The sequence below is a fragment of the Streptococcus sp. HMSC073F11 genome (assembly GCF_001810785.1).
In the GTDB taxonomy this organism is placed as follows: Bacteria; Bacillota; Bacilli; order Lactobacillales; family Streptococcaceae; genus Streptococcus.
The window spans coordinates 470,673-484,643 of sequence record NZ_KV802690.1 but is presented as its reverse complement, the minus strand read 5'-3'; the positions used below and the strand labels follow the sequence as shown (position 1 = coordinate 484,643).

At 39.3% G+C, this 13,971-nt stretch carries 13 protein-coding genes and 1 other annotated feature; of the genes, 1 reads left to right on the top strand and 12 read right to left on the bottom strand.

Annotated elements, in window-relative coordinates:
* Positions 1–33: 33 nt before the first annotated feature.
* Genes era through ybeY form a run of 3 tightly spaced genes read right to left on the bottom strand, consistent with a single transcriptional unit; the run spans position 34 to position 1,823 of the window.
* A complete protein-coding gene (era, locus tag HMPREF2764_RS04055; RefSeq protein ID WP_000143264.1) occupies positions 34–933 on the bottom strand; it encodes a GTPase Era in 900 nt (299 codons plus the stop codon).
* Positions 934–949: 16 nt separating this feature from the next.
* Entirely contained in the window at positions 950–1,345 is a 396-nt protein-coding gene (locus HMPREF2764_RS04050; RefSeq protein ID WP_000378166.1) for a diacylglycerol kinase family protein, read from the bottom strand.
* Positions 1,326–1,823, bottom strand: coding sequence for an rRNA maturation RNase YbeY (ybeY, locus tag HMPREF2764_RS04045; RefSeq protein WP_000275156.1), 498 nt, complete (start codon positions 1,821–1,823; stop codon positions 1,326–1,328). Before ybeY ends, HMPREF2764_RS04050 begins: the two co-directional genes overlap by 20 nt.
* Positions 1,824–1,927: 104 nt before the next feature.
* Between ybeY and pavA the strand changes: the two genes are divergently transcribed.
* Positions 1,928–3,583: an Rqc2 family fibronectin-binding protein PavA gene (gene pavA / locus HMPREF2764_RS04040; protein WP_070527363.1), complete on the top strand. Its 1,656-nt coding sequence runs from the start codon at positions 1,928–1,930 to the stop codon at positions 3,581–3,583.
* 60 nt (positions 3,584–3,643) lie between these two features.
* On the opposite strand, the gene HMPREF2764_RS04035 is transcribed toward pavA, so the two are convergent.
* From HMPREF2764_RS04035 to infC, 9 genes are all read right to left on the bottom strand, one after another.
* Positions 3,644–5,356, bottom strand: a complete 1,713-nt coding sequence (locus tag HMPREF2764_RS04035; RefSeq protein WP_070527360.1) for a glucosaminidase domain-containing protein — start codon at positions 5,354–5,356, stop codon at positions 3,644–3,646.
* 97 nt (positions 5,357–5,453) lie between these two features.
* Entirely contained in the window at positions 5,454–6,440 is a 987-nt protein-coding gene (locus HMPREF2764_RS04030; protein ID WP_186821156.1) for a dihydroorotate dehydrogenase, read from the bottom strand.
* Positions 6,403–7,203, bottom strand: coding sequence for a dihydroorotate dehydrogenase electron transfer subunit (locus HMPREF2764_RS04025; RefSeq protein ID WP_070527357.1), 801 nt, complete (start codon positions 7,201–7,203; stop codon positions 6,403–6,405). The genes HMPREF2764_RS04030 and HMPREF2764_RS04025 overlap by 38 nt, the downstream gene beginning before the upstream one ends.
* A 248-nt stretch (positions 7,204–7,451) precedes the next feature.
* Positions 7,452–7,832, bottom strand: coding sequence for a lactoylglutathione lyase (locus HMPREF2764_RS04020; RefSeq protein WP_000157153.1), 381 nt, complete (start codon positions 7,830–7,832; stop codon positions 7,452–7,454).
* Between the two features lie 97 nt (positions 7,833–7,929).
* Positions 7,930–10,698: a J domain-containing protein gene (locus HMPREF2764_RS04015; protein ID WP_070527354.1), complete on the bottom strand. Its 2,769-nt coding sequence runs from the start codon at positions 10,696–10,698 to the stop codon at positions 7,930–7,932.
* A gap of 13 nt (positions 10,699–10,711) precedes the next feature.
* On the bottom strand, positions 10,712–12,376 hold the full coding sequence (locus HMPREF2764_RS04010) for an Hsp70 family protein (protein ID WP_070527351.1): 1,665 nt from the start codon (positions 12,374–12,376) through the stop codon (positions 10,712–10,714).
* A gap of 175 nt (positions 12,377–12,551) precedes the next feature.
* Complete coding sequence (rplT, locus tag HMPREF2764_RS04005; RefSeq protein WP_000124834.1) at positions 12,552–12,911, bottom strand: 50S ribosomal protein L20; 360 nt, start codon at positions 12,909–12,911, stop codon at positions 12,552–12,554.
* 51 nt (positions 12,912–12,962) lie between these two features.
* Positions 12,963–13,163: a 50S ribosomal protein L35 gene (rpmI, locus tag HMPREF2764_RS04000; RefSeq protein ID WP_001125943.1), complete on the bottom strand. Its 201-nt coding sequence runs from the start codon at positions 13,161–13,163 to the stop codon at positions 12,963–12,965.
* Between the two features lie 32 nt (positions 13,164–13,195).
* Positions 13,196–13,726, bottom strand: coding sequence for a translation initiation factor IF-3 (gene infC, locus HMPREF2764_RS03995; protein ID WP_000848184.1), 531 nt, complete (start codon positions 13,724–13,726; stop codon positions 13,196–13,198).
* A 15-nt stretch (positions 13,727–13,741) separates the two neighbouring features.
* Positions 13,742–13,873 (bottom strand) — a sequence feature (ribosomal protein L20 leader region).
* Positions 13,874–13,971 lie beyond the last annotated feature (98 nt).

Genomic DNA, 13,971 nt, shown 5'->3' with positions numbered 1-13,971 from the left:
AAAAACAAGAAGCAGGCATGAGCCCACCTCTACTTAGTATTCTTTTTCATTATAGCCAAAGTCAGCTAAATCTAGCTTTTTATCGCGCCAGTTTTTCTTGACCTTGACCCAGGTTTCTAGGAAGACCTTGTCTCCTAGCATGAGTTCAATATCACGACGGGCCATGCTACCAATTTTCTTAAGCATAGCGCCACCTTTACCGATGATAATCCCTTTTTGGCTATCGCGCTCGACCATGATGGTTGCACGGATATGAACCTTGTCTGTCTCTTCATCTCGTTTCATCGAATCAACCACTACAGCAACTGAGTGAGGGATCTCTTCGCGAGTTAGGTGCAAGACTTTCTCGCGAACCATTTCTGAAACCAAGAATCGTTCTGGATGGTCTGTGATTTGATCAGATGGGAAATATTGGAAACCTTCGTCCAGATTTTCACTCAAAATATCCACTAGACGAGAGACGTTATTCCCTTGAAGAGCTGAGATTGGAACGATTTCCTTAAAGTCCATTTGATTACGAAAATCATCAATCTGAGACAAAAGCTGGTCTGGATGAACCTTATCGATCTTGTTCACCACCAGAATAACAGGAACCTTAGCAGCCTTGAGACGCTCGATAATCATATCGTCCCCCTTACCACGCGCTTCATCAGCAGGCACCATGAAAAGAACGGTATCCACTTCACGAAGGGTGCTATAGGCAGATTCGACCATGAAATCTCCGAGAGCTGTTTTAGGTTTGTGAATCCCTGGTGTGTCGATAAAGACAATTTGCTCCTTATCAGTTGTGTAAATTCCCATAATTTTGTTGCGCGTTGTCTGCGCCTTGTCACTCATAATGGCAATCTTTTGCCCCATGACATGATTTAAAAAAGTTGACTTCCCAACGTTGGGACGTCCTAAAATGGCTACAAAGCCTGATTTAAAAGTCATAATTTCCTCTTGCTATTTAAAATAATAAATCCCAGATTCGTGGGAGAAAAATCAATGCGCCTGTTAAGGCTGCGAAAAGAGAGACCACTAATACCGCGCCAGCCGCCATATCCTTGGCATTTTTAGCCAGCATAGAAAAGTGATAGTGACTGGCCAAATCCACCACATTCTCGATAGCAGAATTGATAATTTCAAAGGCTACTACCAAAAAAATGCTCAATAGGAGAAAGAGCCATTCGATTCGTGACACCTGAAAAACAAAACCTGCGAGGATGACCACGAGAGCCGTCACCGCATGTTTTCGCATATTGCGTTCTTCCTTTATGGCAGTAAAAATTCCTGTAAGAGCAAATTCTAAACTGGATATCAGGTCACGATTTTTCCATTTTCGTTTATTGTCTTGTGAGTCCATAGGCTGTCAAAATTTCTTCTTGTAAACCGAACATCTCCGCTTCTTCTTCCGGAGTGTAGTGATCATAGCCGTTAATATGTAAAAAGCCGTGTACTGCCAAGAAGCCCATCTCACGCTCAAAGCTGTGGCCATATTCCTCAGCCTGCTCATGAGCCTTATCAATAGAGATGAACAATTCCCCAATATAGGCATCAAACTCAGACATCATCTCTGCTAATTCTGGATTTTCAAGCAAATCTTCTTCGTCAAAGGCAATTTCCAACTCTGGTTTATATTCAAGGCTGATGACATCTGTCGGACGGTCGGTGTCACGGTACTCCAGATTGAGTTCATGACTACGCTCATTGGTCACAAAGGTAACTGCCATCTCCTTGTCTTCTTTTCCTAATTTTTGGGCTGCAAATTCCAAAATCTCTTGGGTTTGTTGCAACATTTCTTTTGAAACTTGACCAGTTTCATCTACCATTTCAATATACATGTGCTTCTCGTTTCTCTTTACTTGGCTTTATTATACCACATTTCCATGATTTTATTCTACCTTTTTGATATAATACTATGGAATACAATCACAAGGAGAGAACGATGTCATTTGACGGATTTTTTTTACACCACATGGTTGAGGAATTGCAAAGAGAATTAGTGAATGGTCGCATTCAGAAAATCAATCAACCTTTTGAACAAGAGTTGGTCTTGCAAATCCGTAGCAATCGCCAAAGTCATCGCCTGCTCCTTTCTGCCCATCCAGTTTTTGGACGCATTCAGCTGACCCAAACAACTTTTGAAAACCCAGCCCAGCCTTCTACCTTTATCATGGTTTTAAGAAAATATTTGCAGGGTGCCCTGATTGAATCGATTGAGCAAGTGGAAAATGACCGTATTGTGGAAATGACAGTTTCCAATAAAAACGAAATTGGAGACCATATCCAGGCTACCTTGATTATCGAGATTATGGGTAAACACAGTAATATTCTACTGGTCGATAAAAGTAGCCACAAAATCCTCGAAGTCATTAAACACGTTGGTTTTTCACAAAATAGCTACCGCACCTTACTTCCAGGATCGACCTATATCGCTCCGCCAAGTACGGAATCTCTCAATCCTTTTACAATCAAGGACGAGAAACTCTTTGAAATCCTGCAAACACAGGAAACGACAGCTAAGAACCTTCAAAACCTCTTTCAAGGTCTGGGACGTGATACGGCAAATGAATTGGAAAGCATACTGGTTAGTGATAAACTATCTACTTTCCGTAACTTTTTCAATCAAGAAACCAAACCATGCTTGACTGAGACTTCCTTCAGTCCAGTTCCTTTTGCAAATCAAGTGGGAGAGCCTTTTGCAAATCTTTCTGATTTGTTGGACACCTACTATAAGGACAAGGCTGAGCGCGACCGCGTTAAACAGCAAGCCAGTGAACTCATTCGTCGTGTTGAAAATGAACTTCAGAAAAACCGCCACAAACTCAAAAAACAAGAAAAAGAGTTACTGGCGACAGACAACGCTGAAGAATTTCGTCAAAAAGGGGAATTGCTGACAACCTTCCTCCATCAAGTGCCTAACGACCAAGAACAGGTTATCCTAGACAACTACTACACCAATCAACCTATCACGATTGCGCTTGATAAGGCCTTGACTCCCAACCAGAATGCCCAACGCTATTTTAAACGGTATCAGAAACTCAAAGAAGCTGTCAAATACTTGACTGATCTGATTGAGGAAACCAAGGCAACCATTCTCTATCTGGAAAGTGTAGAAACCGTCCTTAACCAAGCTGGACTGGAAGAAATCACTGAAATCCGTGAAGAATTGATTCAAACTGGCTTTATCCGCAGAAGACAACGGGAGAAAATCCAGAAACGCAAAAAGCCAGAACAATATCTAGCAAGCGATGGCAAAACCATCATCTATGTCGGCCGAAACAACCTACAAAACGAGGAGTTAACCTTTAAAATGGCCCGCAAGGAGGAACTTTGGTTCCATGCCAAGAATATCCCTGGAAGCCACGTTGTCATCTCAGGCAATCTTGATCCTTCCGATGAAGTCAAGACAGACGCGGCAGAACTAGCCGCCTACTTCTCTCAAGGTCGCCTGTCGAATCTGGTGCAGGTGGATATGATCGAAGTCAAAAAACTCAACAAACCAACTGGTGGAAAACCCGGCTTTGTCACTTACACAGGGCAAAAGACCCTCCGTGTCACACCAGATCCAGAAAAAATCGCATCCATGAAAAAATCCTGATTTTACTTGAAATCAGGATTTTTAACTTACTATTCACTCAAATCATATCCAATTATAGGACTAATCTTTACCACCTAGCTTCTCATTGATTTTCATCATCACACTAGCAATTTTTTCGCCCCAATAAGGGTCTGAGGCATATTCAACATTCATACCAGACGCCTTGTTTCCAAGGAAAGTTCTGCCCCTATCGATATAATTTTCCTTAATCCACTTGCTTGCACCTAAAATTCCCTTATCCACATCATCAAATGTCTTGGCAGAAAGGTAAGGAGTCGTATCATAGGCTGTAATTCCAAAGAAATTATTCTTATCTTTGGCAATCTTGCTACGTCCCCAGTCGCTTTCTAAGGCACTATGGGCAAGAAGGTAAAGGGCATTGATATGGTAATGCTCTTCGGCTTCCTTAAAGGTAGCTCCCTTATTTTCCAAGAGACTATTGTCAATATTTAACAGACTAAATACCTTATCCAAGTCTTCAGCACTATAGTTTGTAACCTCTGTCAAATCTTTGAAAAGGAAGGGATTCTCAAGCTTAAAACCATCAAAATGCAGGCCATCTGCCGAATAATATTTCTTGCCTACTTCCATATCAGAAAGATGAGGAGCTACTGGGATACTAGCATTCTGAGCCACATAGTGATAAAAACGGTACCCATCACTCTCATAATAAGGGATAAAATCCTTGCTGGCATCTAGTTCTTGTAAATCTTCTGTTTTCATATAGCCTGACAAACCAGAAATAGTAATAGCCAGGCGCTTGTCATCACTTTTTCTATCCTTATCTAGCCAAACAACACTACCTTGCGATATATAGGACAGCTTTTCACCATCTGCATTATAAATATTTGCTGTGACAGGTACTACTTGATAGTAAGCAGCATTTTCGTTTGTAGCTTTTTCTCCAAGCCATTTACCGTCGCTTCCGAACTGATAACCATCTACTGTCTCATTTTTCGCCATGTAGCCGCCAGATTTGAAGTAGTACCAGGCTTGACTTTTAGCATCGTATAGCCATTCTTTCTCAGCCATTTTGCCATCAGATTTGAAATAAAACCATGACTCCTTATCCCAAATCCATTCATTTGCTGCCATATAGCCACCTGATTTTAGATAATAATAGTGACCATTTTCGAAAATCCATTCTTTCTCAGCATGTTTTCCATTTTCTTTGATGTAAAACCAAGATTGGTATTGTTTGTCAAAAAGCCAACCTTGCTGTACTTTTGCGCCACTAGCACTTACATAAGCCTGTTCAATCCACTGACTTGTCAGTAAATAACCACCGGATTTGAAATAATAGTCCTTTCCCTTAATTTGGAGCCATTCTTTCTCTGCGTGTTGTCCATCTGCTTTGATATAAAACCAAGCATCATATTGAGAATCATAGACCCAGTCTTCTATTACCTTGGCACCTGTAGCACCGACATAGGAAGCTCCTAGCCAAGCATTTCTTTTCATCTTTCCATCTTGGTCAAGATAATAGAGGACTCCCTTGTCTTCTATCCATTCTGACTTGGCCATATAGCCACCAAATTTGAGGTAAAAATAGTCGTCACCTTGCTTTAGCCATTCATTTTCAGCATAGTTGGCATCTTCTTTTATATAAAACCAAGATTGATAGTGAGCATCAAAAATCCACTCATTAGCTGCTTGATTCCCATCTGCTTTCAGGTATTGTTTTCCTTGCCAAGTACCATCACTAGCCATTGCACTCTCTGGTCTGGCTAAGAAAAATAGCAGAGCTAAAAAAACAAATCTCAATTTCTTCATAAACTTTCTTCCTCTGTTCTTTCCATTTTATTGTATCAAAATTCTCTATAATCAATATTACAAACTGATAAAAAATCAAGAACAGATTGATTGCAGTTTACCTCAGAGACTCTTTTACTTCCTTGCGTAGATTTTCTAGACTGCTGATACCATATTTATCCATAACCTTTGGTAAATTTTCGATAATATCAGGACAGGCGTAAGGATTGGTAAAGTTGGCTGTTCCAACTCCTATAGCAGATGCTCCAGCCAGATACATTTCTAGGGCAGCTTCAGCCGAATCCACTCCTCCCATTCCAATGATAGGCAGGTCTGTTGTTTGGGCGACTTGGCGGATAAGTTTGAGGGCTACTGGAAAGACTGCTGGACCAGACATTCCACCTGTTCCATTGGCCAAGATTGGTTTTCTGGTTTTGAGGTCAAAACGCATTCCAACCAGAGTATTAATCATAGTCAAGCCACTTGCTCCTGCATCCTCTGCTGCCTTTGCGACAGTAACGATATCGGTCACACTAGGGGTTAATTTGACATAAACTGGCACATCAGAGGCTTCCACAGCTGCTTTCACCACATCATAAGCTAAATCTGGATCTTGACCAATCAAGAGTCCATGATTACAGTGGTCTACGTTGGGACAAGAAATATTGAGCTCAATAGCCTTCACATTAGCTGCCTTGGAAATCCCATGAGAAACAGCTGCATACTCTTGTTTTGAAAAACCAGCTACATTGGCGATAATAGGAAGATTTGGATACTCTCTTTCTAGCCAAGGTAACTTTTCAGCCAAAACAACTTCCAAACCAGGATTTTGCAAACCGATTGCATTAAGCATACCAGCGGGTGTTTCTGCCACCCTTGGAGTTGGATTTCCAAAACGGGGTTCAAGAGTTGTCGCTTTGATCATAATAGAACCCAAAAGGTCTAAATCATAGTACTTGGCATACTCTTGACCAAAACCAAAACAGCCTGATGCTGGAATAATCGGATTTTTCAAATCCAAGCCTGGTAGAGAAACTTGTAAACGATTTGTAGTCATGATTTTCTCCTTATAATACAACTGTTCCTGTACGGAAAACAGGGCCATCTTCACAGACGCGTTGGCTGACCGTCTCGCTTTCTGGCACTTTTAGGACGCAGGCATAGCAAGCCCCCATCCCACAAGCCATACGAGATTCTAGAGATAGATAGGCTCTTGGGTGGTCATAAAAGGTTTGATTGATATACTTCATCATTCCAGGCGCCCCACATGAGTAAACAGCATCAAACTGACTGTCTAAATCATTAATGACGACGGAAACATTGCCCTTAATACCATAAGAACCATCATCTGTCGTTACAAAGACTTGACTATATTGGGCTAATTCTTTTTCAAGGATAACAGCAGCCTTATTAGCAAATCCGAGAACTGTCACTACTTTCACACCACGCGCATGCAATTCCTTGGCCACCTCAAGCAATGGAGGTACACCAATCCCCCCTCCAACTAAGAGAACCTGGTTCTGCTCGTCTAGGTCAGACAAGTCAAAACCATTTCCCTGAGGACCCATCACATCAAGAGTATCTCCCTGACTTAAGGTTGAAAAAATAGCAGTCCCAGTTCCCTCAATCCGATAAATGAGATGACACTGCTTGTTAACCTTATCAATAGACGAAATTGAAATAGGACGACGCAAGAGATGGGCATCATCAGGCACGCGCAGATGTAGAAATTGACCTGCTCGCATGGCTTCAACCATTTCCCCCTCTAGGACTAATTCAAAGATTGCAGGCGCAATTTCCTCCTGTGCAACCACCTTCATGGTTTCCAATCGAATCGCACCCATACGTTTCTTACATGTGGGATTCATTACTTTTCCTCCTTAAATTTTAAGGGGACCAGATAAAGAAAAGACCTTGCTAGTGCAAGGCCTCAGTTAAAATCGTACAACACAAGAGAGCACACTTAAAAAGTCTCCTCTAGAAAATTGTACTATTCTTTTATCTGACACCTTGTGAGTCTCTCTGGACTCCCCTTAAAGGTTAAATTTTTACTATTATACTCTTTCAGCTAAAAAAAGTCAAGTAAAAAACGAACATTCTACTTGACTTCAAGAAATTATTTTTCACGAATGACTTCGACCTTGTAGCCATCAGGGTCTTTGACAAAGTAATAGTTAGGTGCAGTTCCTGGTAGACCATTTGGCTCAGTCACTTCATAGCCTTTTGCACTGTGCTCTTGATGAAGAGCTTCAAGATCGGGTGTACTGAGGGCGATATGGGCAAATCCATCTCCAACCACATAAGGACCATGATCGTAGTTATAAGTCAACTCCAACTCATAGTCATCACCCTCAAGACCTAGATAGACAATCGTGAAGGCATGGTCTGGAAAATCTCTGCGACGCAATTCTTTAAATCCAAAAGCATCTTGATAAAATGCAATTGATTTTTCGAGATTTTCTACTCGCAAGCAAGTGTGTAGCATTTTTGAAGCCATATTCATTACCTCTTTCATTTTAATAGTTCTATTATACCTTTATTCAGGAAAATTTACTAGAAACTTGAACTAGAGTCCTCTTCTCTACTATTTTATTCTAAGCAGCACTTTTACGATTTTCTTTGCGTATATTGCGAATAAGAAAAAGCATGATAAGGATAAAAAGCCCCTCAAGGAAGTAGAAAGTAAACTCATTGTTCAATATTAACAGGTCTTTTTCAAAAAAGATTTTGCTAAAATCTGGTATAGGGATGAATAGAATTCTAAATAACCGTCTTAGGAAAATAAAAATCTGCAATCCATAAATCATAAAGGTCTTCTTAACACCAATTGCTAAACGCTGCTCTTTTGTAAAATAAGCCAATACGATTCCATTTAATAAAAGTAAAAAAGTTAAGCTCAAAGTTTCATTTCTTAGAATAACTGGATTAAATAGACTTAAGCGACTGTGAATTAGAGGTAATAATTGAAAGAATATAACACCCATTATAATCGGAAAAATAATTTCCTTCAGTGAGGGTGGAAATCCTATCCAAAATCTTGTAAAGTATAGAATACCAACAACTATCATAGAAATAAAGATGTAACAAATTACAATATATGAAATCTTTTCACTTCGGTTTGCCAGAGCAACTAGAAAACCAGCAGATAAAAACAGTCCGAGAGGAATTAACTTGTTCAAAGAATAGGTCACTCTCAACCCATAACGAACATGGAAACCATCAATAATAGAAAAAATGCTTATAAATAATAGACAAGAGATGAGTCCAAGTGGAATAACTGGAACAAAGGAAAGCAGTATTACTGCTAAAACCCAAAGATTTCTATTATAATAAAATTTTATTTTTTGCCCTCGGGCATTGAGTCCTTCTTTGATTGGTTGGTCAAGTCTCCTATGCATGTAATAATTATAGAGAGAAACCATTCCTATGTATAGCCATCTATTTAAACCAGGTTCGTCATAGACGCTTAGAAGAAAACTGATAATGGTTAAAGTCGCAAAGGTAAAAGTTAAGAGCCTATTTTTAAGAACATCTCTTTTAATCCAAGCAAGATAAGATACTTTAGGATTCGGATGATTGAGTTGATATGCGTGGTGAGTCATCTCTTCGAGTTTCAGGTCTGTCTCCTCTGTCATCAAGAGCGGAGCCATGCTAGAAGTATGAAATTGACCCAATATAAACTTCAATAGTTCTCCATCTGTAAAACGGTGATACTCCTTATAAACTTGTTCAAAAAAGATAGGATAAATGCGAGGTTTCTCTTTAAAAACTTGTTTCCAAATCGTCCAATCATTGACAAGTTTATCATCTTTTAACAATTTATCGACAAATAGATATCCCTCATAATACCAGTAATCAAATTTCTCTTTTTTATTTAACTCATATTTCTTGATAGCCCAAGGATAGTAATAAATATCATTCCAAAAATTGAATTTCTTTAGATAAGGATTTTCTCCATCCTTGATGTTATTTTCTACAAATCGAAAAACAAGATTCAAAACCTTCTTATTTGTAAATGGATAAACATCAATTTCCTCTAATAATTGAAGTAAGAGAGATTTATCCTGAGTCTTTTCTAGAAGGTGTTTCCAAGATTCTACAAGTCTAGCCTCGTCTTGATATGGCGTATAGACTAAGAGATATAGTTTTTCCTCAACCTCCGATGGATTTAGCATTTTATAAGAATGGATATCGAATGGTTCTTCTGAATCTGCTTGTAATTCCTCAAAGTAAGCTAGAAGTTCATCATAGGCTTTTTGTTCCTCTTCTCCAACCTCTGGTTTAATCTTCTCCAAGATATAAGCCAAAACTGGAATGCAAGTAATCATTTGTTTACTGTTATTCAAGAGAAAAAGGACAGTACTAGGAGAAAATGATTGACTGAAAAATTTTATCCAAGTTCCAATCTGATTAGCTCTTTGGGAATCTTCAAGGATTGCTTGACATAAACGATAAGAAGCATACAAATTCGAAATTTCTTTTTTTGCATCTTCAAGAGACTCTCCATTTTTGTAGGCGGTAGCTCTTTTAACTTTCCAATACTTCAGTTTATAGTAATATCCCCAGTACTTAAAGTCAGGTATATAGTCTTCTAGCAAGGGAATGAGGATAGAGAATTGCTCCGGTTTGTTAAAAATATAAACATCCATTTCCTCTAAAACGGATTGAACAATGTCCATATCATACTGATACTGATGAAAGAACTGACGCCATAGATGTTCTTGTTCCTCTTGGTTATACCCGTCGTTTCCAACAATACTTTCAATCGCATTTCGGATTAGATAGGTTCCTTCATTATAACCACTAAAGTCAAGAGTAGATCTTGTTGTTCCTTCTTGCCCACGGTTCTCTTCATCACCAAACGTTTCAAAATTGAGGGGATTCGTAGCTCTTTCTTCAGAATCTCCATTTAGCTGAACTTCCTCATCATAGTCACCAAAGTCAAGGGTGGACTTTTGCTCATCCTCTTCTAATTTAAAGGTTTCAAAGTTAAAGGAATCGCTGGTTTTATCAGTCGATTGCTGATAATCACTGAAATCAAGACTAGTTCTTTCAGACTCTTCGTTCTCAGTCTTCGTTTCTTCAGTCAAGTTTTCAAAATTGAGACTAGAGTTGGGCTTTTCATTTGCCTCTTCTTCAAGTTCAGCAGCTTCTTGAGAATCACTCGCTTTTCTTAGACTATTTTCTGGTCTTGTGTTTCTAGATCTCGCATAAGTCAAGGCTTTTTGATACGCTTCAACAATTTCTTGGTAAATTTCTGGTTGGTCTTCTGGGTGATAGAGCCGAACCAGTTCAGCATAACGCCTTCTAATAAGCTTGACGTCAGTCGTTGGCTCTATCCCTAAAGTTTCCCATATATTCATAAGGTATCCTCTTTTATAGTCCTCGTTCTAGGAAGTCTAAATAGTTTGAAAATGATTGATAGAGTTTTGGCAAATGATAAACAGATGCTTGGCTGACCTCTTCTTCAAATCGTCTAGTTTCAGCCATTAGCTCATCTCTTCTTCTCCCCAAGAGCATACTGTATACACGATTCGCTTTTTCAATCAAGAAACGATAAACCTCTGTTTCTTGAGCATTGATCTTATAGCGAGTCAACTCTGCTTGCTTAGCCTTAATTTCCTTTTCTGTCAGAGTAACACTGTCTTGGAGAATAACATGACTAAAGACTTCCTGTGTGGAATCAATTTTGACTTCTACATCCAAAATCCCATTTAAATCATAGGTAAATCGAACTGTGAAACTTTCATTTTCTCGAGTATTCACAGGCACGGGGACTTCTAATTCTCCTAGGAACAAGTTTTGCGATGCCTTCATCATCTCACCTTGATAGACCTTTATCTTGACTTGGCTCTGTCCCAATTCAGCCGTATAGTACTGCTCGATGCGTGAAGCAGGTAGGGTTGAATTTCGCTCAATAATCGGCGAAAAGCGGTCGCCAACTATCTCAATCCCCAGTGTAAAAGGACAAATATCAGACAGTAATAAATCTCGTATCTCACCCTGGCGTTCTTTTATTCCTGCTAAAAGGGCACAACCTCTCGCAATCATCCGATCAGGATCATCTGAAACCTGCACCATTTGATTGATACAGTAAGATAAAAAGTCCTGAACCAAACGGAGTTTCGAAGTCCCACCAACAAGAACAAAGTTATCTGATGATACATAGCTATAGCGTGCATCCATCAAGGCACGGTCCAAAACGGCCTTAACACGGGCTAGCAGAGGTTGACAAAGCTCATAAAATCGCTGATAAGTTAGGTTTAAAGAGTATTCCTTTTCCTGATCCATTACTAGCATCTGCACTTCTTCATTGATATTCAGATTCAACTTTGCCTTCTCAGCTTGAACCAGTATTTTACTGTAAAACTCACGAGAAATAGATTTCTTAGACAATTGATTCGACGCTAAAAATTCCTCAGCAATAGCTGCAGTAAAATCCTCTCCTCCCAAGCGATTATCACCTGCGATAGACACAATCTCTACAACGTTATCAAATAACTCAACAACCGATATATCTAGCGTCCCCCCACCAAAATCGACAACCACAAAAGACTGGTCTTCTTGATTGCTCATAGATTTTTTTGCCAGAGCAGCTGCGGAAGGCTCATTGATGATACGCTCTATCTTAACCCCTGCAAATTGCCCTGCCAATTTTGTAGCATAGCGTTGTGCATCGTTAAAATAAGCTGGTACACTGACAATGACTTCCTCAACTTTCTCACCAAGGAAACTCTCTGCATCATCCACTAATTTTCGAATGACAAAAGAACTTAGTTCCTCCGCTTTATAGGTTCTATTTCCTAGGACCAATTCATGTTTGGTCCCCATAAATCGTTTGAACTGAGAAAGAGTTCTGTCAGGATGTGTCACCAAGCGTTCCTTGGCAATTTTTCCAACTATGATTTCATCATTGTCATCTAAAGCCACAACAGAAGGAGTCAAATATTCACCAAAAGCATTGGGAAGCAGCTTGACCTGGCCATCTTGGTATACTCCTACTAAAGAATTAGTCGTTCCTAAATCAATACCTACTATCATCTTCTTCTAACTCCAAATCTTTTTAGATATTCCTATTATACAAGAAATATCCTATTTTCTTTGAAAAAATCTGTGATTTACTCTCTAAAATAGAAAATCATTTATGGAAAATAAAAAAGTTTCATCCTGCCTTTTACGGCATACACCGCATAAGGCAAAATGAAACAATCAATTATTATTTACCAAGTTTTGCTTTAGCTGCATCTGCAAGAGCTGTGAAAGCTGCTGCATCGTTAACAGCCAAGTCAGCAAGCATTTTACGGTTAACTTCGATCTCAGCCAATTTCAAACCATGCATCAATTGTGAGTATGAAAGTCCGTTCATACGAGCTGCCGCGTTGATACGAGTGATCCACAATTTGCGGAAGTCACGTTTTTTCTGACGACGGTCACGGTATGCATAGTAGTAAGAGTTCATTACTTGTTCTTTTGCAGTACGGAACAAGATGTGTTTAGCTCCATAGTAACCTTTTGCTAATTTAAGAATACGTTTACGACGTTTGCGTGATACAACGCCACCTTTAACACGTGCCATGTTTTATTTCCTCCAAATATTTCCTAGAATTGTTTACTTACAGTCAAGCTATTATTTCAAGCGAGTAAGCATTGCTTTGATACGTTTGTAGTCTCCTGAATGCACCATAGATGCTTTACGAAGATGACGACGTTGTTTCTTAGTTTTTCCGTGGAAACGGTGAGAAGTGTAAGCACGGAAACGTTTAAGTCCACCAGAACCTGTACGTTTGAAACGTTTAGCTGATGCGCGGTGTGTTTTTTGTTTTGGCATGATTTTTTCTCCTTTATTTAACTTTCTGACAATTATTTTTTGTCAGTCGCTGGCGCCAATTGCATGAACATTTGACGTCCATCCATTTTAGCACGTTGTTCGATGATGGCAATATCTTGAGTTGCTTCAGCAAACTCGGCTAAAACTTTTGCACCAATCTCTTTATGGGTAATCATACGACCCTTAAAGCGAATAGATACCTTAACTTTATTTCCTTTTTCAAGGAATTTACGTGCATTGCGAAGTTTTGTATCAAAGTCACCCTTGTCAATAGTTGGACTTAGACGAACTTCTTTCACAGTAACAACACTTTGTTTTTTACGTTGTTCTTTTTGCTTCTTCTGGTACTCAAATTTGAACTTACCGTAGTCCATAATTTTTGCAACAGGCGGTTTGGCTTGGGGTTGAATCAATACTAAGTCAACATTTGCACTATCAGCTAATGCTTGCGCTTCGCTGAGTGGCTTGATGCCTAGCTGTTCTCCCTCAAGACCGATCAAGCGAACTTCACGTACACGAATTTCATCATTGATGAATAAGTCTTGCTTTGCTATGGTTTTCACCTCTTTTTTATTATTAGAGAAAAACAATAGCGGACTCGTAATGATACAAGCCCGCACGTTATGATAGCGTTTCTTAGAAACTTTTCATCCGTAGGGCCAGGCAACTTGATGTCACAAGGCGAGAAGCTCTCACTTCTGCTTTTCTCAACTTTTATATGATACCAAGTTTTCTAGCCCTTGTCAAGATAAAAAGTTATTTTTTTGAAAAGTTTGTGTTTGTATTTTGCCTTGGTTTCCTCATCAAA